We start from the raw sequence: 17,565 nt of genomic DNA on the forward strand, positions 1-17,565 counted from the left end.
GCATCGAGGCCACTGACCAAGCACCCCGATGCACGCACCTGGACACCGCTATCGTTCAAGCCACATCGCTTACGGGACACTAGAACGACTGTCCAGCGCGTCCAGCGCCGTCAGCGAAGCCCGGTACCACTTCACGCTCTGCTGGAACACGGACTGGAACAGGTTGCTGAACACCGAGAACCGGAAGTCCCAGCTGCACAGCTCCCAGCTGTAGTCCGGCACGTCCAGGGCCTTCCAGTAGTGCCGCAGCAGGTCTGTCGCGTCACGCTGCCGGGACGGGAGGGCACTGAGCGAGTAGGCGAGGTCGTGCGCCGCCAGGCCGGGCTTCAGCTCGGACCAGTCGATGACCTTGGGCCGTGGGTTCCCGGCGCCGAAGAAGACGTTGCCGAGGAAGTGGAAGTCGCCGTGGATCAGCGTGAGGTGCTGACGCCCGGCCACGCGGTCCTGGAACCGGGGTCCCCAGGCGGCGAGTACATCGTCGAGAACCGCGCGCTCCGACCGCGTCAGCTCGGTCGTCCCGGCGAAGAACTCGTCGGCCGCTCTGCGCACGGCCGCGGCGTGGCGCGTAATCGCTTCCGGCGGCCAGGCCTGCGCGGAGCTAGTCACCGAGGGCTCGAACGCAGGCGTCTCCGACCAGTTCCAGAAGTGCGCATGCACACCGGCGAGTACGTCGATCGCTCCGTAGAGCTGCTCGTTTGATACCGCCGTACCCACCACGCGGTACCCGGTCTGCTCCAGGTCCTCGGTGAGCAGCAGCACCGCGTCCCCGGTGTCGTAGCAACCCAGGTACTGCGGAGCAGGATGCGGCCAGCCCGGCGCGAGTTGCTCGAAGAAGTGCACCTCCCGGCGCGCTGCGGCCAGCCCGTCTCCGGTAGCGAGCTTGGCGATCACCGTGCGGTCAGAGCTGCCCGTACGCACCAGGACGCGGGCGACCTCAGCAGCCGAGGCTGCGAAGGTCTGCACCACGTCCACACCACGTACCGGCGTACCCAACGCGGCGCTGACGCTCGCGGCGGTGAGGCTCACGCTTGCCCGCGCTCGGGCAGGTTCTCGAGGTACTTCGCTACCTGGCTCAGCGCCTTCTGGTCGGCGTAGGACCACGAGGGCTCCGGCGTTGACGGGCCCTCGTACGGGAGGTCTGCGTAGTGGTCCTGTAGCTCGGCCAGCCGGGTGGTGAGCGCCTTACGCGCCTCGGCGTACGCAGGGTCGTCCGCTACGTTCACCAGCTCGGCCGGGTCCTTCTGGAGGTCGTACAGCTCCCACTCGGACTCGAACAGGCGGTCCGACGACCCCGGTACGCCGAGACCGGCGCCGTAGTAGTGGATGAGCTTGTAGTCCTTCGTCCGTACGCCGTAGTGCGCCGGGGCGTGGTGGATGGGGTCGTCGTGCTCCCAGTACCGGTAATAGACCGCGTCCGGCCAATCCGGGACCTCCTCGCCGCGCAATTGCGGCAGGAAGCTCCGGCCCTGCGACGTTGGGAGTGCGGAAGCTGCGTCAAGCCCGACCATGTCCAAGAAGGTCGCCGCGAAGTCCACGTTGGTCACCATGTCGTCGCAGGTGCTGCCCGCGGGAATCACCGACGGCCAGCGGATCATCATCGGCATCTGCAGCGACTCGTCGAACATCAGCCGCTTGTCGAACCACCCGTGGTCCCCGAGGAAGAATCCCTGGTCGGACGTGTAGACCACGACCGTGTTCTCCGCCAGACCCTCCTCGTCCAGTACGTCGAGCAGCCGGCCGACGTTGTCGTCGATCGACTGCACGCACTGCAGGTAGTCCCGCAGGTAGCGCTGGTACTTCCACCGCATCCGCGCCTCCCGGTTCTCCGGGCCGCGCAGCTCCTCCGGGAGCGTCTCGTTGAGCTCCTCCGCTGCCAGGTCGTCGGCCACGGACATATGGACGCCGCGGACCGCCTGGCTGCGAGTGCTGTGGTCGTCGAACAGCGTGCTCGGCTCCGGGATCGAGCCGACCGGGTAGAGGTGCTTGTGCTTCTCGTCCGGCACCCACGGCCGGTGCGGTGCCTTGTGGTGCACCAGCAGCAGGAACGGGCGCTCCGCGTCCCGCTGCCGGATCCAGTCGATGCTCTGGTCCGTGACGATGTCGGTCGCGTACCCGGGTACGGTCTCGGCGCCGTCCGGCCCGATCATCAGCGGGTCGACGTAGTCGCCCTGCCCGGGGAAGACCCGCCAGGCGTCGAAGTTCCGCGGCGCGGACTCCGGCTGCTCGCCCAGGTGCCACTTGCCGAACAGCGCGGTCTGGTACCCGGCGTCCTGCAGCACCTCCGCGATCGTCGGCACCCGGTAGTCGATCTCGGTCCAGATCGACGCGACCCCGTTCACGTGGCTGTACGTGCCGGTCAGGATCGAGGCCCGCGACGGCGAGCAGATCGAGTTCGTGCAGTACGTGGCGTCCATCCGCACGCCTTCCTGGGCCAGCCGGTCCAGGTACGGCGTGCTGTTGACCTTGCTCCTCGTGCTGCCACAGTACGCCGAGATGGCGTGCGCCGCGTGGTCGTCGGACATCACGAAGACGATGTTCGGAGTCGGCATCTCTGCACGATAGTTCACCCGGTACCGAATCTGGACACCGCTTTCCTGCGGATCCCTGCTGGCGTAGGTTTACCGCTCATGGCCATGTTCGATCTTTCCCTCGACAAGCTCCGCGAGTACCGGCCCGAGGTGGCCGCTCCCGCCGACCTGGTCGACTTCTGGCGCCGCTCGATCGAGAAGGCGCGCACCGACGACCTGTCCGCCACGTTCACCGCGATCGACAACAAGCTCGCGGTCGTCGACACCTACGACGTCACGTACGCCGGTTTCGGCGGTACTCCGGTGAAGGGTTGGCTGCACGTGCCGGCCGGCGCCGAGGGTCCGCTGCCGACGGTCGTGCAGTACCACGGCTACAGCGGCGGCCGCGGGCTGCCGCACTCGACCACCCTGTGGGCGCAGGCCGGGTACGCGCACTTCGTGATGGACACCCGCGGCCAGGGCTACAGCCAGGGCGGCTTCGACAGCACCCCGGACGACACGCCGTACGCCGGCATCAACCACACGCCGGGCTTCATGACGCTGGGCATCACCGACCCGGAGACCTACTACTACCGCCGGGTGTACATCGACGCGGTCCGGGCGCTCGAGGCCGCGCTGACGTCGCCGTTCGTCGACCCGGCCAAGGTGATCGTCAGCGGCGGCAGCCAGGGCGGCGGCATCTCGATCGCGGCGGCCGGCCTGGCTCCGCTGGCCGGGATCGACCTGGTCGGCTGCGCCCCCGACGTACCGTTCCTGTGTCACTTCCAGCGCGCGCTGAAGATCACCGACAAGGACCCGTACGGCGAGATCACCCGGTACCTGAAGGGTTTCCGGCAGGACGTCGACGCGGTGCACAACACGCTGAGCTACTTCGACGGCGTGAACCTCGGCCGGCTCGCGACGGCGCCCGCGCTGTTCTCGGTCGCGCTGATGGACGCGACCTGCCCGCCGTCGACGGTGTTCGCCGCGTTCAACCACTACGGGAACGAGCAGAAGCAGATCGAGGTGTACCAGTACAACGAGCACGAGGGCGGCCAGACGTACCAGCAGCTCGCGCAACTCGACTGGTTCGCACAGATCTTCGGCTGACCGCCTGCCGTTCACCGACCCGACCGCCCGACCCCAGGTGGGTCGGAGGTGCTGCAGATTGACGCTAGCGGCGCCCAGGCACGCACCTCGCGGCACTTGCCCAGCGCCCACGATGCTCCGCATCGAGGCCACTGACCAAGCACCCCGATGCACGCACCTGGACACCGCTATCGTTCAATCCGCAGCACCTCCGACCCACTAGTGTGGTCGGCATGCTCGGACTACCCACGGGAATCCAGGCCTGCTTGTTCGACCTGGACGGCGTCCTCACCGACACGGCTGCCGTCCACGCTGCGGCGTGGAAAGAGATGTTCGACGAGTTCCTCCGCGACTATTCGGCGCAGCACGGCATCGCGTTCGTGCCGTTCGACGCCCGCGCGGAGTACGACGCGTACGTGGACGGCAAGCCGCGGGCCAGCGGCGTCCGGGACTTCCTGGCCGCGCGGCGGATCACGCTGCCGGACGGGACCCCGGACGACCCGCCGTCGGCGATGACCGTGAACGGCCTCGGGAACCGGAAGAACGAGGCCGTCCAGCGGCGGATCCGGACCGAGGGCGTGCACGTCTTCGAAGGCTCCCGGCGGTACCTCCAGGCCGCCGTCGACGCGGGGCTGCGGCGGGCGGTGGTGTCGTCCAGCGCGAACACCCGTGAGGTTCTCGACGTCACCGGTCTGGCGCAGTACGTCGAGGAGATCGTCGACGGCATCACGATCCGCACCGAAGGTCTCAAGGGCAAGCCGGCGCCGGACACGTTCCTCGCGGCGGCCGAGCGGTTCGGCGTCGCGCCGTCCGCGGCCGCCGTCTTCGAGGACGCGCTCGCGGGTGTGGCGGCCGGCCGCGCCGGCAACTTCGGCCAGGTGGTCGGCGTCGACCGGGTCGGGCAGGCCGCGGACCTGACGTCGCACGGCGCGGACGTCGTCGTCCAGGACCTCGCCGAGTTGCTGGAGGAGAAATGATCGATCGCGGTCACCACCCGGTCGAGCCCTGGCGGCTCCGGGAGACCCGGCTGGCGATGGACAAGCTGGCCCAGTCCGAATCGCTGTTCGCGCTCTCGAACGGGCACATCGGCCTGCGCGGCAACCTCGACGAGGGCGAGCCGTACGCGATCCCCGGCACCTACCTGAACTCGTTCTACGAACAGCGCCCGCTGCCGTACGCCGAGGCCGGCTACGGGTACCCGGAGTCCGGGCAGACGCTCGTCGACGTCACCAACGGCAAGCTGATCCGGCTGCTCGTCGACGACTCGCCGTTCGACATCCGGTACGGGTACCTGACCAAGCACGAGCGGTCGCTCGACTTCCGCACCGGTCTCCTGGAGCGCGACGTCGACTGGACCTCGCCCGGCGGCAAGCGGATCAAGGTCCGCACCCGGCGGATGGTGTCGCTGACGCAACGCGCGGTCGCCGCGATCGAGTACGTCGTGGAGCCCGTCGACCAGCCCGCGCGGTTCGTGATCCAGTCCGAACTGGTCGCGAACGAGACGCAGCCGAAGCTGTCCGACGACCCGCGGGTGGCCGCCGTACTGGACAATCCGCTGCACCCGGTCAGCCACGACGGCGGCGAGCACGGGACCGTACTGATCCACCGCACGTCCCGCAGCCAGCAGCTGATGGCGGCCGCGATGGCGCACGAGGTCGACACCACGGTCCGGTACGCGATGGACCAGGACGTCCGGGAGGACTGGGCGCGGACCACCGTCATCTGCCAGCTGCAGCCGGGCGAGAGCCTGCGCGTGGTCAAGTACCTGGCGTACGGCTGGTCGAGCCTGCGGTCCGAGACCGCGATCCGGGACCAGGTCGCGGCCGCGCTCGCCAGCGCCCGGTTCTCCGGCTGGGACGGGCTGACCAAGCAGCAGGTCGAGTTCCTGGACGACTTCTGGGACGGCGCCGACGTCGAGGTCCAAGGGCATCCCGAGCTCCAGCAGGCGGCGCGGTTCGCGCTGTTCCACGTCCTGCAGGCAGGTGCGCGGGCCGAGCGCCGGGCGATCCCGTCGAAGGGGCTGACCGGTGCCGGGTACGACGGGCACACGTTCTGGGACACCGAGGGCTTCGTGCTGCCGGTGCTCACCTACACGATGCCGGACGCGGCCGGCGACGCCCTGCGCTGGCGGCATTCCACGCTCCGGATGGCCCGGCAGCGCGCCGAGGAGCTGGGCTTCAAGGGTGCGGCGTTCCCGTGGCGGACGATCCGCGGCCAGGAGTGCTCCGGGTACTGGCCGGCCGGGACGGCGGCGTTCCACATCAACGCCGACATCGCCGAGGCGGTGATGCGGTACCAGCGGGCCACCGGCGACGAGGACTTCCTCACCGAGGTCGGGCTCGAGCTGCTCGTCGAGACCGCCCGGCTGTGGATGTCGCTCGGGCACCACGACCGCGACGGCCGCTGGCACCTGCCCGGCGTGACCGGCCCGGACGAGTACAGCGCCGTTGCCGACGACAACGTTTTCACGAACCTGATGGCGGCCCGCAACCTGAAGTCCGCGGCCGAGATCGCCGCGCGGCTGCCGGCCCGGGCGCGGGAGCTCGGCGTCGACGCCGAGGAGGAGGCGTCCTGGCGGGACGCGTCGGCGGCCGTCTACGTGCCGTACGACAAGGAGCTCGGCGTCCACCCGCAGTCCGAGGGCTTCACCGGGTACGCCGTGTGGGACTTCGAGGGTTACAAGGACAAGTACCCGCTGCTGCTGCACGCGCCGTACTTCCAGCTGTACCGCACGCAGGTGGTGAAGCAGGCCGACCTGATGCTGGCGACGTACTGGTGCGGCGACGCCTTCACCGCCGAGGAGAAGGCGCGGAACTTCGACTACTACGAGCGGCTCACGGTCCGGGACTCGTCGCTGTCGGCGTGCGTGCAGGCCGTGATGGCGGCCGAGGTCGGGCACCTCGACCTCGCCTACGACTACGCGTACGAGGCCGCGCTGATCGACATGCGGAACCTGCACCACAACACCAAGGACGGCCTGCACATGGCGTCGCTCGGTGGTGCCTGGAGCGCGCTGGTGGCCGGGTTCGGCGGATTGCGCGACCAGGACGGGATGCTGTCGTTCGACCCGGCGTTGCCGATCGGGCTGGGCGGGCTGAGCTTCACGGTCCGCTGGCGCGGCGTACGGCTGAAGGTGGAGATCGATCCGGTCGCGGTCAAGTACACCGTGCACGACGGCGCGGACGCCTCGATGACCTTCAGGCACGCGGGCGAGGAGATCACCGTGACCGCGACACAGCCGGTCGTCCGGACACTGCGGAAGCGCCGCCCGCTGCTGCCCCGGCCGCCGCAGCCGCCGGGCCGTGAGCCACGGCCGGCGATGGCGGTCAACGAGGACGTCTGACGGACGGCGCTTCGGGCGATCAGTTCTTGTTCTTGGCGGCCAGCGACTCGGCGGTTCCGACCAGCAACACCGACGAGATCACCGCGACGACGAAGCCGAGCACGTTCAGCTCGAAGATGCCGCCGGTGCCGAGGATGCTCGCGATCGTGCCGCCGATCACCGAGCCGGCCAGGCCGAGCAGCAGCGTGGCGAGCAGTCCGAGCTTCTGCTTGCCGGGGGTGAACAGCCGGGCGAGTGCACCGATGATGAGACCGGCGATGATGAAGCCGAACATGGCTGGGATCCTCCGAGGTGTCGAACGGCCAGAAGACAATGTGCCCCAAGTCTCCCGGCCGGACCTCGCCCGCGGCAGGGGAGTTTGCCCTGACCGGACCCGGACCCGACCCTGGGCGGCACCGTCAGGGGCCGGCGGTGACGGTGTAGAGCGGGCTGTTCGGGATCAGCCGCGGCACGCTGCCCAGCCGGCTCAGTACGGCGGCGCCGAGCTGGCCGGCCGCCCGGTCGTCGCCGTGGAGCAGCGCCTGGTACCCGCCGCGGCAGGGCGATCCCGCGCCGAGGATCTCGGCGTACAGCTCGATGTCCGGCACGTCGGGGGACGCTTTGACCGTTGTCTGGGTACTGCGCGCGCAGCGGATCAGCGTCTGCCGGCTGCGCTGCGCGCTGACCTTGAGCAGCAGCTGGTCCGCGAGCGCCTTCGAGACGAAGTACTCCGCACTCGACGTCCGGTCCTGGAGGTAGCGGACGCTCGCGGTCTCTTGCAGGTTGTCGGTGAGCGCGCAGATCGCCCACTGCGGCGGCACCGTCACCACCTGGGACTTCGGCGCGTACGTCGGTACAGCGGGCAGCTCGCCGGCGCCGCTGGTGTTCACCGCGAGCAGCGCGTACCGGGACGCGGCGTCCTTCGGGTTCATGGCCGTCGGCGCTGCGATCAGACGGCTGCTGAAGTCCGCGTCGGGCAGGACGACGACCGTCATGCTGCCGGTGTTCTTGAGCAGCAGCGACGTACGGCTCGGGTCGGTGCTCGCGGTCAGCTGGACGCCGTCCGCCTCGGACGCGGCCGGCAACGGCTCGGTGGCCTCGGCGCAGTCGGTCGCGGGTTTCCGGACTGCCGAGGTCACCGGTACGACGATCGACGGCGACGCGGGCGCGGGCACGTCGGAGCCCTGCGCCGCCGAGCATCCGGCGACGACCAGTACCACCCAGGGCAGGATCGCCCGACCACGCACCACCACGAAGTACCCCCTGAATCCCGAGCCCAGGTCCCCACCCGCTCGGCTGTCTCTCCGAGAATACTGTCCTGACCAGGCTTTAGGCTCGGCCCGTGACCGTTCAGCAACTGTCGAAGCGTGACGCGCGGCGGCTGGCCGTCCGTGCGCAGCTGCTTACCCGCGAGCGCCCGGCGGACCTGTTCGAGGTGATCCGCGGCCTCAACGCGGTCCAGCTCGACCAGACGGCGTACGTCGCTCCGAACGCGGACCTGGTGGCGTGGAGCCGGCTCGGATCGTCGTACGACCCGGCCGAGCTGGCCGACGCGCTCGCCTCGCTGGAGCTGCTCGAGCTGCGCGGGTTCGTCCGGCTGCCGGAGACGCTGGCGCTGTACCGCGCGGAGATGGCCGCGTGGCCGGCGGACGGCGAGCCGCTCGACTGGCAGGAGTACCGCAGCGACTGGGTCCGGGCGAACGAGGGCTGCCGCGTCGACATCCTCGAACGACTCCGTCAGGACGGCCCGCTGCTGATGCGCGAGCTGCCCGACACCTGCGTGCGGCCGTGGAAGTCGTCCGGCTGGACCAACAACCGGAACGTGTCCCAGATGCTCGAGTTCATGATGCAGCGCGGCGAGGTGGCGATCACCGGCCGCAACGGCCGCGACCGACTGTGGGACCTGGCCTCCCGCGTGTACCCGGACGACCCACCGGTCCCGATCCCCGAGGCCGTCCGGACCCGCGACCGGCAACGCCTGACATCGATGGGCCTACTGCGCGCGAAAGGCCCCGCTTGCCCCGGCGAGCCACTGGACGCCGGCGAAGCAGGCGTGCCCGCGACCGTCGAAGGCGTCCGCGGCCAGTGGCGCATCGACCCCGAACTGCTCGACCAGCCGTTCACCGGCCGGACCGCGATCCTCTCGCCACTCGACCGCCTGGTGTACGACCGCAAACGACTGACCGAGATCTTCGACTTCGACTACCAGCTCGAGATGTACAAACCGGCCGCGAAACGGCGCTGGGGCTACTTCGCCCTCCCGATCCTCCACAACGACCGCCTGGTAGGAAAACTCGACGCAACGTCCGACCGCAAATCCGGCATCTTCCGCGTCGACGCCATCCACGAAGACGCCCCCTTCTCGAAGACCCTGACAGCGTCCGTCCACCGCGAACTCCGCGACCTCGCGACCTGGCTCCGCCTCGAGCTGGTCTACACCTGACCTATGCCGAGCCGCCGTTGCTCTTCAGGAGTTGGCCGTTGATCCATTGGCCGCGCGCGGAGAGCAGGAAGTCGACCAGGTCGGCGGTGTCCGCGGGGGTGCCGAGGCGACCGAGGGGAGTGGCTTCGGCGCAGGCGGTGCGGAGAGCGGGGGACATCCAGCCGGTGTCGATCGGGCCGGGGTTGATCACGTTCGCGGTCAGGCCGAGGTCGGACAGTTCGTGCGCGGCGGCGAGCGTGATGCGGTCCAGGGCGCCTTTGCTTGCGCCGTACGGAAGGTTGTGGACGGTGTGGTCACTCGTCAGCGCGACGATCCGGCCGCTGCCGTGCGGTACGGCGTACCGCCGGGCGTACTCGCGGATCAGCAGCCAGGTCGCCCGCGCGTTCACCGCGAGGTGCCGGTCGAAGCTCTCGACGGTGGTGTCGCGGATGCTGGAGTCGACGCTCTCGCAGTGACACATCACCAGCGCGGTCACCGGGCCGAGCCTGCCCTCGGCGGCGGCGAAGACCCGCTCCGGCGCGGCCGGGTCCACGAGATCCGCCTCGATCGGTACTGCGGTCGCGCCGAGCCCGGTCAGCTCGGCCGCGATCTCGGCCGTGGCGCCGTCCTGCACGCCCCACGTCATCCGCTCGTCGTACGCCGTCCAGTACGTGAACGCGAGGTCCCACCCGGACTCGGCGAGGCGACGGGCGATGCCTGCGCCGATCCCGATCGTTCGGCCGACTCCGGTGATCAGCGCGACAGGTCGTTCGAGCATGCCGGCGATCATCGTCGCTCGCGGGACGGACGGCAATTGAATTGACGGCCTGCTACTGCCGCTCGCCGTGGTGCACGATGTGTGCGTCCGGGCCGGGGAAGAACAGCGTGTCCGTGTCGGTGTCCGCCCAGTGCACGCGGTACGGCGGTGCGCCGTTCGGATCGGGCACCTCGACGATCTGTCCCTCCCGCCGGTGTGCTGCCAAGTGACTGCTCTCCACGACAACCTGGTCACCAGCTACGGCTTTCACCACACCCACCTCCTTCACCTCCAGCTTGATCCCGTGCGGCGCCCGGCACCAGCCCCGGTGGTCAGTTCGGGAGGGTGACGGTGGCGGTGGTGCCGCCGGTGGGGGCGGGGGTGAGGGTGATGGTGCCGTGGTGGGCGCGGGTGATCTCGCGGGCGATGGACAGGCCGAGACCGGAGCCGCCGCTGGCGCGGGAGCGGCTGGTGTCGAGGCGGACGAAGCGTTCGAAGACGCGCTGCCGGTCCTCCTCGGGGATGCCGTCGCCGTCGTCCTCGACGGTGATGATCGCGGCGCCGTCCTTCTCGGCGGTGGTCAGCCGGACCGTACTGTGCGCGGCGCGGGCGGCGTTGTCGACGAGGTTCCGCAGTACCTGGCTCAGCCGGGCCGGATCGCCGGTCACCCGGACCGGGTGGACGTCGCCCTTCACGGTCAGCTCGGGCTTGGAGCTGCGCAGCCGTTTGATCTCCGCCTCGACCAGGTCGTCGAGGTCGACGTCGGTCTGCCGCATCCGGATGCCGCGGTCGTCGGCCTTCGCGAGCAGCAGCAGGTCCTCGACGAGCTGCCGCATCCGGTCGGTCTCGGTCTCCATCACCTGCCGCAGTTCACGCCACGCCTTGCCGGTGGTGTCCGCCTCGATCACCTCGAGGGCGGCGGTGAGGGTGGCGAGCGGGGACCGCAGTTCGTGGCTGGCGTCCGCGACGAACGCCCGCTGGGTGGCCTGCCCGGTCTCGAGCCGGTCGAGCATCTCGTTCATCGTGACCGCCAGCCGGGCGATCTCGTCGCGCGTCTCCGGCACCGGAACCCGCTCGGTGAGGTCCCGGCTGCCGATGCCCTGCACCCGGGAGCGGATCCGCTCCACCGGCCGCAGCGCCTGCCCGATCATCAGCCACCCGGCCACCCCGACCACGAGCAGCAACACCGGGAACCCGATCAGCAGGTACTGCGACACCGTCGACACGGTCTGCCGCTGCGTCTCCACCGACGACGCGACCACCACCGTGTACGTCGTCCCGTGGTACGCCGCGCCCTGGGCGACGATCAGGAACGAGTGGTCGTCGTCGATCAGCGGCATCTCGCCGACCTCGGCCCGCAGCAGCGCACCGGCCGGCGGGCGCAGATCGGTGAGCGGCGAGTTGTCCACCCGTGACGACGAGGCAGCGACGATCTTCCCGCTCGGATCCAGCACCTGGATCAGCTGGCTGGCGCGGGTGGTGTTGGCCAGGTCCTCGCTGAGCCCCTTGGTGCCTTCGGTACTGACCTGCCGGGCGACGTCCGCGACCCGGCCCTCGGCGGCGTCGGAGACCTCGGTGATCAGCGCCCGCTGCAGGAGCAGCAGCAACGCGGCGGCGCCGATCAGCAGCGCGACCGCGACCACGATCACGGCAGCAGCGGTCGACCGGCTCCGTACGCTGGCCTGCCGCAGGCCGCCGGCGGTCCGGTACCACCCGTCAACGCGACGTCGCACTACCGTGCTCACCCCACCAGTTTCGCAGGTCGGTCCTCAGGTGGCTCTCAGCCGCCCTCGGGGTTCATCCGGTAGCCCATCCCGCGAATGGTCTCGATGGCGTGCCGTGCGAACGGCGTGTCGATCTTCTTGCGCAGGTACCGGACGTACACCTCGACCACGTTCGGGTCGCCGTCGAACGCCGGGTCCCAGACGTTCTGCAGGATCTCGGTCTTGCTGACGGTGTCGCCGCGGTGCCGCATCAGGAACTCCAGCAGCCCGTACTCGCGCGGCGTGAGGGTGATCTCGCGCCCGTTCCGCTCCACCCGCCGGCGGGCGACGTCCAGCGACAGGTCGCCGGCGGTGAGGACGACGGGACGCTCGGGGCCGCCGCGCCGGATCAGCGCGCGCAGCCGGGCGACCAGGACCAGGAAACTGAACGGCTTGGTCAGGTAGTCGTCGGCACCCAGGTCGAACGCGTCGGTCTGGTCGTACTCGCCGTCCTTCGCGGTCAGCATCAGCACCGGCGTCCAGATCCCGCGGGCCCGGAGCAGCTCCAGTACGCGGTACCCGTTCAGCTTCGGCAGCATGATGTCCAGCACGATCACGTCGTAGCTGTGCTCGGTGGCCGCCCAGACCGCGTTCTCGCCGTCGTGCACCAACTCGACCACGAACCCGGCGTCGGTCAGCCCGCGGTGGACCGTGTCGGCCAGCCGCAGTTCGTCCTCGACCATCAGCACTCGCATTCAGACAGTGTCACCGCCGGGCACTGAGAGTCCGCTGAGAGGGGTTCCCGATTGACGCCGGTGGTGCCCCCGCCTAGCGTTGTCGAAGCGCTTCGACAACCCTTTCTGGAGGCCGGTCACCATGAAGTTCAGCGACGGGTACTGGCAGCTACGGCCGGGGTTCAGCCGGCTCCGCCCGGCGGCGGTCGAGAGCGTCGAGGCGGGGGACCGCTCGTTGACCGTGTACGCCCCCGCGAAAAAGATCGAGCGGCGCGGCGACACGCTCAACCAGCCGCTGTTCACGATTACGTTCAGCTCCCCGGCCCGCGGCGTGATCGGGGTCCGGATCGCGCACCACCTCGGTGGGGTGCCCGCGCGACCGGCGTACCGGCTGAACACCGACGACGGGCATCCGGTGAAGGTCGAGGTCGGTGCCGCCGAGGCGCGGCTCACCGCCGGCGAGCTGAGCGTCGTCGTCGGGCTCGACGGGGCATGGGACGTCCGCTTCGAGCAGGACGGCCGGGCGCTGACGAACTCGGGGGAGCGGAGCGTCGGCCTGGTCACCGGCCCGGACGGCCGGCGGTACGTGCACGAGCAGCTCGCACTCGGCGTCGGCGAGACGGTCTACGGCCTCGGCGAGCGGTTCGGGCCGCTCGTGAAGAACGGCCAGGTCGTCGACAGCTGGAACGCGGACGGCGGGACGTCGAGCGAGCAGGCGTACAAGAACGTGCCGTTCTACCTGAGCAGCAAGGGGTACGGCGTGCTTGTCGACAATCCTACGATGGTGTCGTTCGAGGTCGGCTCGGAGGTCACGTCCCGCAACCAGTTCAGCGTCGAGGGCGAAGAACTGCAGTACTACGTGTTCGCGGGCCCGGCGCCGAAGGACGTCCTGCGCCGCTACACCGCCCTCACCGGCCGCCCGGCCCGCGTCCCGGAATGGTCGATGGGACTGTGGCTGTCGACCTCGTTCACCACGGACTACACCGAGGAGACGATCACGTCGTTCGTCGACGGGATGGCCGAGCGTGACCTGCCGCTGAGCGTCTTCCACTTCGACTGCTTCTGGATGCGCCAGTTCCACTGGTGCGACTTCCTCTGGGACCCGGTGGCGTTCCCGGACCCCGCGGGCATGCTGCGCCGGCTGAAGGACCGCGGGTTGCGGATCAGCGTCTGGATCAACCCGTACATCGCGCAGCGCTCGGTGCTGTTCGAAGAGGGCCGCCGGCTCGGGTACCTGCTGAAGCGCCCCGACGGCTCCGTCTGGCAGTGGGACCTGTGGCAGGCCGGGATGGCGATCGTCGACTTCACCAACCCGGACGCGACCGAGTGGTACCGGTCGAAGCTGCAGGCGCTGCTCGACATCGGCGTCGACTGCTTCAAGACCGACTTCGGCGAACGCATCCCGACCGAGGACGTCGCCTGGTACGACGGCTCGGACCCGCAGCGGATGCACAACTACTATGCGCACCTCTACAACGCGGCCGTCTTCGATCTCCTCGAACAGAACCGCGGCGCCGGCGAGGCCGTCCTGTTCGCGCGCTCCGCGACCGTCGGCGGCCAGCAGTACCCGGTGCACTGGGGCGGCGACTGCGAGTCGACGTTCGAGGCGATGGCCGAATCCCTCCGCGGCGGCCTGTCCCTCGCGGCGTCCGGCTTCGGCTACTGGAGTCACGACATCGGCGGCTTCGAAGGCACCCCCGACCCGGCGGTCTTCAAGCGCTGGGTCGCCTTCGGCCTGCTCTCGTCGCACTCCCGCCTGCACGGCTCCTCGTCGTACCGCGTCCCGTGGGCCTTCGACGACGAGGCGGTCGACGTCCTCCGCACGTTCACCAAGCTCAAGCTGTCGCTGATGCCGTACCTGACGGCAGCCGCCGAAGAGGCCCACACCGACGGCATCCCGATGATGCGCCCGATGATCCTGGAATTCCCCGACGACCCGGCCGCCGCGTACCTGGACCGCCAGTACATGCTCGGCCCCGACCTCCTCGTAGCCCCCGTGATGAGTGCCGACGGCAACGTCTCGTTCTACCTACCGGCCGGCCGCTGGACCTCCCTCCTCACCGGCGAATCCCACACCGGCCCCACCTGGCTGCACCAAACCCACCCCTTCGACACCCTCCCGCTCTTCGCCCGTGGTCAGCTGAAGCTTTCCAGGACGACGTCCGGGGTGGAGAACACCGCATAGAGGGTGTGGGTCCCGGGGCGTTCGGTGACGGAGACGGGGATTGGGACCAGCGTGTCAGTGGGTGGGATCTCCAGGGTGCCGAGGAGCTCGCCGTGGCGCGGGTCGTCGAGGCGGAGTTCGATGACGGCGGGGCGGCCGGTGGAGTTGGCTGCTCGGGCGTGGAAGGTAGTGGTAGGCACGAGTACGTCGTCGAACGCCAGCCAGGCCTGAGGTTCCAGGGAAATGACGGCGTCGCCGGACTCGTCCGGTGCCGCGGTCAGGGTGATCGCGCAGCAGTCGTCGAAGGCTGCGGCGGGCAACTTGGCGAGGGTGCGCGGTGGGATGCCTTCGCCGCGCACATCCAGTGTCGTGGTGAGGCGGAGGTCGGTGCTGGAGCGGCCGACCATGATCGTGTGGCGGGCGCTCTCGACGCAGGGGCGGTTGCGGGTGACGTCCCAGAAAGCGAGGTCGGCGAGGGTGAGGGGCAGGGTGACCTCGGCGGTTTCGCCGGGCTGTAGCCAGACTCGGTGGAAGCCGCGGAGTTGGCGGAGCGGTTGCTTGACCCGGGAGCGTTGCTGGTGGGTGTAGAGCTGGGCGAGCTCGGTGCCCGGACGGTCGCCGGTGTTGGTGACCGTGAACGTGACCTGGACCTCGGCGTCCGACGGTTCGCTCAGCCGCAGATCGCCGTACTCGAAGGTGGTGTAGCTGAGGCCGTGGCCGAACGGGTAGAGAGGGGTGCCGCGGAAGTACAGGTACGTCGCGTCGGTGGAGACGATGTCGTAGTCGAAGAGGCCGGGGAGGTCCGAGGCCGAGTGGTACCAGGTCTGCGTGAGGCGGCCGGACGGGTCGTGGTCGCCGAGCAGGACGTCGGCCAGTGCGTGACCGTACTCCTGCCCGCCGTGCGCGGACCACAGGATCGCGGGCAGGTGCTCCTGCGCCCAGCCGATCGCGAACGGGTAGCTGCTGCTCAGTACCAGCACGGTCCGCGGGTTCGCCGCGTGCACCGTCCGGATCAGCCGGTCCTGGGCGGCCGGGAGGTCCAGGCTGTCGCGGTCCTCGGTCTCCCGGCCGTTCACCAGCGGGTGGTTGCCCACGACAACGATTGCGACCTCGGCCCGGGCCGCGAGCCCGGCGGCCGCCGCGGCGCCGTCGACGACCACGTCCAGCCCGAAGGCGGTCCCGTCGGCGCCGAGCCCGACGGTGCCGTCGGGTCCGACCTCGAGGTACCGGCCGGTGTGCAGGTGGCGGATCAGCAGGCCGGCGGCCGTGCGGACCAGGCCGAAGGTCTGCTTCACCTCCCAGCCGTTGGGGCCGGGCTGATCGGCGACGAGCTCGCCGTCGTCGGTGACGCTCAGGTGCCGTCCGTTCCGCACAGACCGCAGCGCCGTCGCATCCCCGCCCCAGTCGAACAGGTCGAACTCACCCGCGGTCGTACTGGTCCGCAGTACGGCGTCCGCGTCGACCTCCAGGTACGTCGACGTGCCCGTGACTCGCAGCGTGATGCGGTCGACGCCTTCGCAGTACTCGAGGTGCTCCAGGCGTTCGGCGATGCCGTCCCTGGCGGTGACCTGGTACGGCAGCGTGCCGGCGTACCAGTCCTCGGAGAGGGTGCCCGCGAGCGGACCGACGACGGCGACGCGGGTGAACGGGGTGAGGGGGAGGAGTTGACCGTCGTGCTTCAGCAGGACCGTCGACTGACGGGCCGCGTCCTGGGCAAGGCGCCGGTGGGCGGGGCAGTTCACGAGGTCGGGGCCGAGGTCTCGGTACGGGTCGGAGTCGTCGAACTCGCCGAGGCGGAAGCGGATCGCGAGAGCTCGCCGTACGGCGGTGTCGACGTCGGCCATCGTGATCAGCCCGCGGTCCAGGGCGGCGGTCAGCCGGTCGACGGTGGGGCCGGTGTCGGCGCCGTCCTGGGTGAAGCTGTCCACCCCGGCCTTGAGCGCGGCGGCGTACGCGGCTGGTCCGTCGGGGAGGTACTGCTGGAGGCCGAAGAGGTTGCCTGGCGCGTAGGCGTCGCTGACGACCAGTACCGCGTCGGGTGTCCACGTCCGCAGGACGTCGTTGATCAGCGGGGTCACGTGGGCGGGGCGGCCGTTCACCAGGTTGTACGACGGCATCACCGCGACCGCGGCGCCCGCCTCGAGCGGGGCGCGGAAGGCGGGCAGCTCGTAGTCGTGCAGGACCCGGGGCGGCAGGTTGCTCGACGTCGTACAGCGGTCGGTCTCGTTGTTGTAGGCAAGGAAGTGCTTCAGGGTCGGCGCGGTCTTCAGGTACGCCGGGTCGTCGCCGGCCAGGCCCCGTCCGTACGCGGTCGCGATCACGCCGGTCAGCCAGGGATCCTCGGCGTACCCCTCTTCGTTGCGGCCCCACCGCGGGTCGCGCAGCGGGTTCACGACCGGCGCCCAAACGTTCAGGCCGACGCAGGCCGGGTCCTTGCGGTGGAAGACCCGGACCTCGTCGCCGACGGCGGAGCCGACCGCCCGGACGAGCTCCGGGCTCCAGCTGGTGGCCAGGCCGATCGCCTGCGGGAACACCGTCGCGGGACCGTGCCAGGCGACGCCGTGCAGCGCCTCGGTGCCGGTACGGAAGGCGTCCACTCCGAGCCGGGCGACGGGTGGCTGGTACTGGTGCAGCATCGCGATCTTCTCGTCCGGGGTGAGCCGGGCGAGCAGGTCGCCGATCCGGTCGTCGAGCGACCGCGACGGGTCGCGGAACGGGTGCTGCGGGGCTGGAGCGCTCATCGGCGATCGACTCCACGGGCTGTGCGCCGAAGCTCTCCACCCCGGTCGGACCGGACAATCGAAGCGCTTCGACAGATGGGCGTGCACAGAGGGTCGCATCCCACACTCACCCGGTCAAGACCTCAC

General features: G+C 69.9%; 14 protein-coding genes. 5 read left to right on the top strand and 9 right to left on the bottom strand.

Going from position 1 to position 17,565, the window contains the following annotated elements:
• Positions 1-69: 69 nt before the first annotated feature.
• Together ACXJJ3_RS38900 and ACXJJ3_RS38905 are read right to left on the bottom strand one after the other, a co-directional pair.
• Positions 70-1,026, bottom strand: a complete 957-nt coding sequence (locus tag ACXJJ3_RS38900) for an aminoglycoside phosphotransferase family protein (RefSeq protein ID WP_458166988.1) — start codon at positions 1,024-1,026, stop codon at positions 70-72.
• Complete coding sequence (locus ACXJJ3_RS38905) at positions 1,023-2,549, bottom strand: sulfatase family protein (protein WP_458166989.1); 1,527 nt, start codon at positions 2,547-2,549, stop codon at positions 1,023-1,025. Before ACXJJ3_RS38905 ends, ACXJJ3_RS38900 begins: the two co-directional genes overlap by 4 nt.
• An 84-nt stretch (positions 2,550-2,633) precedes the next feature.
• Here ACXJJ3_RS38905 and ACXJJ3_RS38910 point away from each other — a divergent pair, with 84 nt between their 5' ends.
• From ACXJJ3_RS38910 to ACXJJ3_RS38920, 3 genes are all read left to right on the top strand, one after another.
• Positions 2,634-3,617 carry an acetylxylan esterase gene (locus ACXJJ3_RS38910; RefSeq protein ID WP_458166990.1) on the top strand — a complete coding sequence of 328 codons (984 nt, stop codon included), beginning with the start codon at positions 2,634-2,636 and terminating at the stop codon, positions 3,615-3,617.
• Between the two features lie 212 nt (positions 3,618-3,829).
• Positions 3,830-4,573: a beta-phosphoglucomutase family hydrolase gene (locus ACXJJ3_RS38915; protein ID WP_458166991.1), complete on the top strand. Its 744-nt coding sequence runs from the start codon at positions 3,830-3,832 to the stop codon at positions 4,571-4,573.
• The gene (locus tag ACXJJ3_RS38920; RefSeq protein ID WP_458166992.1) at positions 4,570-6,939 is read left to right on the top strand and encodes a glycoside hydrolase family 65 protein; all 2,370 of its coding nucleotides are present in this window, start codon (positions 4,570-4,572) and stop codon (positions 6,937-6,939) included. The genes ACXJJ3_RS38915 and ACXJJ3_RS38920 overlap by 4 nt, the downstream gene beginning before the upstream one ends.
• 19 nt (positions 6,940-6,958) lie before the next feature.
• Here the strand turns inward: ACXJJ3_RS38920 and ACXJJ3_RS38925 are convergent, their stop codons facing one another.
• Complete coding sequence (locus ACXJJ3_RS38925) at positions 6,959-7,213, bottom strand: GlsB/YeaQ/YmgE family stress response membrane protein (RefSeq protein WP_458166993.1); 255 nt, start codon at positions 7,211-7,213, stop codon at positions 6,959-6,961.
• 124 nt (positions 7,214-7,337) lie between these two features.
• Entirely contained in the window at positions 7,338-8,171 is an 834-nt protein-coding gene (locus tag ACXJJ3_RS38930; RefSeq protein WP_458166994.1) for a hypothetical protein, read from the bottom strand.
• Positions 8,172-8,260: 89 nt separating this feature from the next.
• Here ACXJJ3_RS38930 and ACXJJ3_RS38935 point away from each other — a divergent pair, with 89 nt between their 5' ends.
• Entirely contained in the window at positions 8,261-9,361 is a 1,101-nt protein-coding gene (locus tag ACXJJ3_RS38935; RefSeq protein ID WP_458166995.1) for a DNA glycosylase AlkZ-like family protein, read from the top strand.
• Between the two features lies 1 nt (position 9,362).
• Here ACXJJ3_RS38935 and ACXJJ3_RS38940 read toward each other — a convergent pair whose 3' ends face one another.
• The 4 genes from ACXJJ3_RS38940 to ACXJJ3_RS38955 all read right to left on the bottom strand — a co-directional run bounded on the left by ACXJJ3_RS38940 (position 9,363) and on the right by ACXJJ3_RS38955 (position 12,555).
• Complete coding sequence (locus tag ACXJJ3_RS38940) at positions 9,363-10,118, bottom strand: SDR family oxidoreductase (RefSeq protein ID WP_458166996.1); 756 nt, start codon at positions 10,116-10,118, stop codon at positions 9,363-9,365.
• 52 nt (positions 10,119-10,170) lie between these two features.
• Positions 10,171-10,371, bottom strand: a complete 201-nt coding sequence (locus tag ACXJJ3_RS38945) for a DUF1918 domain-containing protein (RefSeq protein WP_458166997.1) — start codon at positions 10,369-10,371, stop codon at positions 10,171-10,173.
• A gap of 58 nt (positions 10,372-10,429) precedes the next feature.
• A complete protein-coding gene (locus ACXJJ3_RS38950) occupies positions 10,430-11,437 on the bottom strand; it encodes a sensor histidine kinase (protein ID WP_458171996.1) in 1,008 nt (335 codons plus the stop codon).
• 440 nt (positions 11,438-11,877) lie between these two features.
• A complete protein-coding gene (locus ACXJJ3_RS38955) occupies positions 11,878-12,555 on the bottom strand; it encodes a response regulator transcription factor (protein ID WP_344187609.1) in 678 nt (225 codons plus the stop codon).
• A 121-nt stretch (positions 12,556-12,676) separates the two neighbouring features.
• On the opposite strand from ACXJJ3_RS38955, the gene yicI reads away from it, so the two are divergent.
• Entirely contained in the window at positions 12,677-14,719 is a 2,043-nt protein-coding gene (yicI, locus tag ACXJJ3_RS38960) for an alpha-xylosidase (protein WP_458166998.1), read from the top strand.
• Here yicI and ACXJJ3_RS38965 read toward each other — a convergent pair.
• Positions 14,671-17,439 carry a glycoside hydrolase family 3 C-terminal domain-containing protein gene (locus ACXJJ3_RS38965; RefSeq protein WP_458166999.1) on the bottom strand — a complete coding sequence of 923 codons (2,769 nt, stop codon included), beginning with the start codon at positions 17,437-17,439 and terminating at the stop codon, positions 14,671-14,673. The two genes, yicI and ACXJJ3_RS38965, sit on opposite strands and share 49 nt — an antisense overlap.
• Positions 17,440-17,565 lie beyond the last annotated feature (126 nt).

The organism is Kribbella sp. WER1 (genome assembly GCF_054189145.1).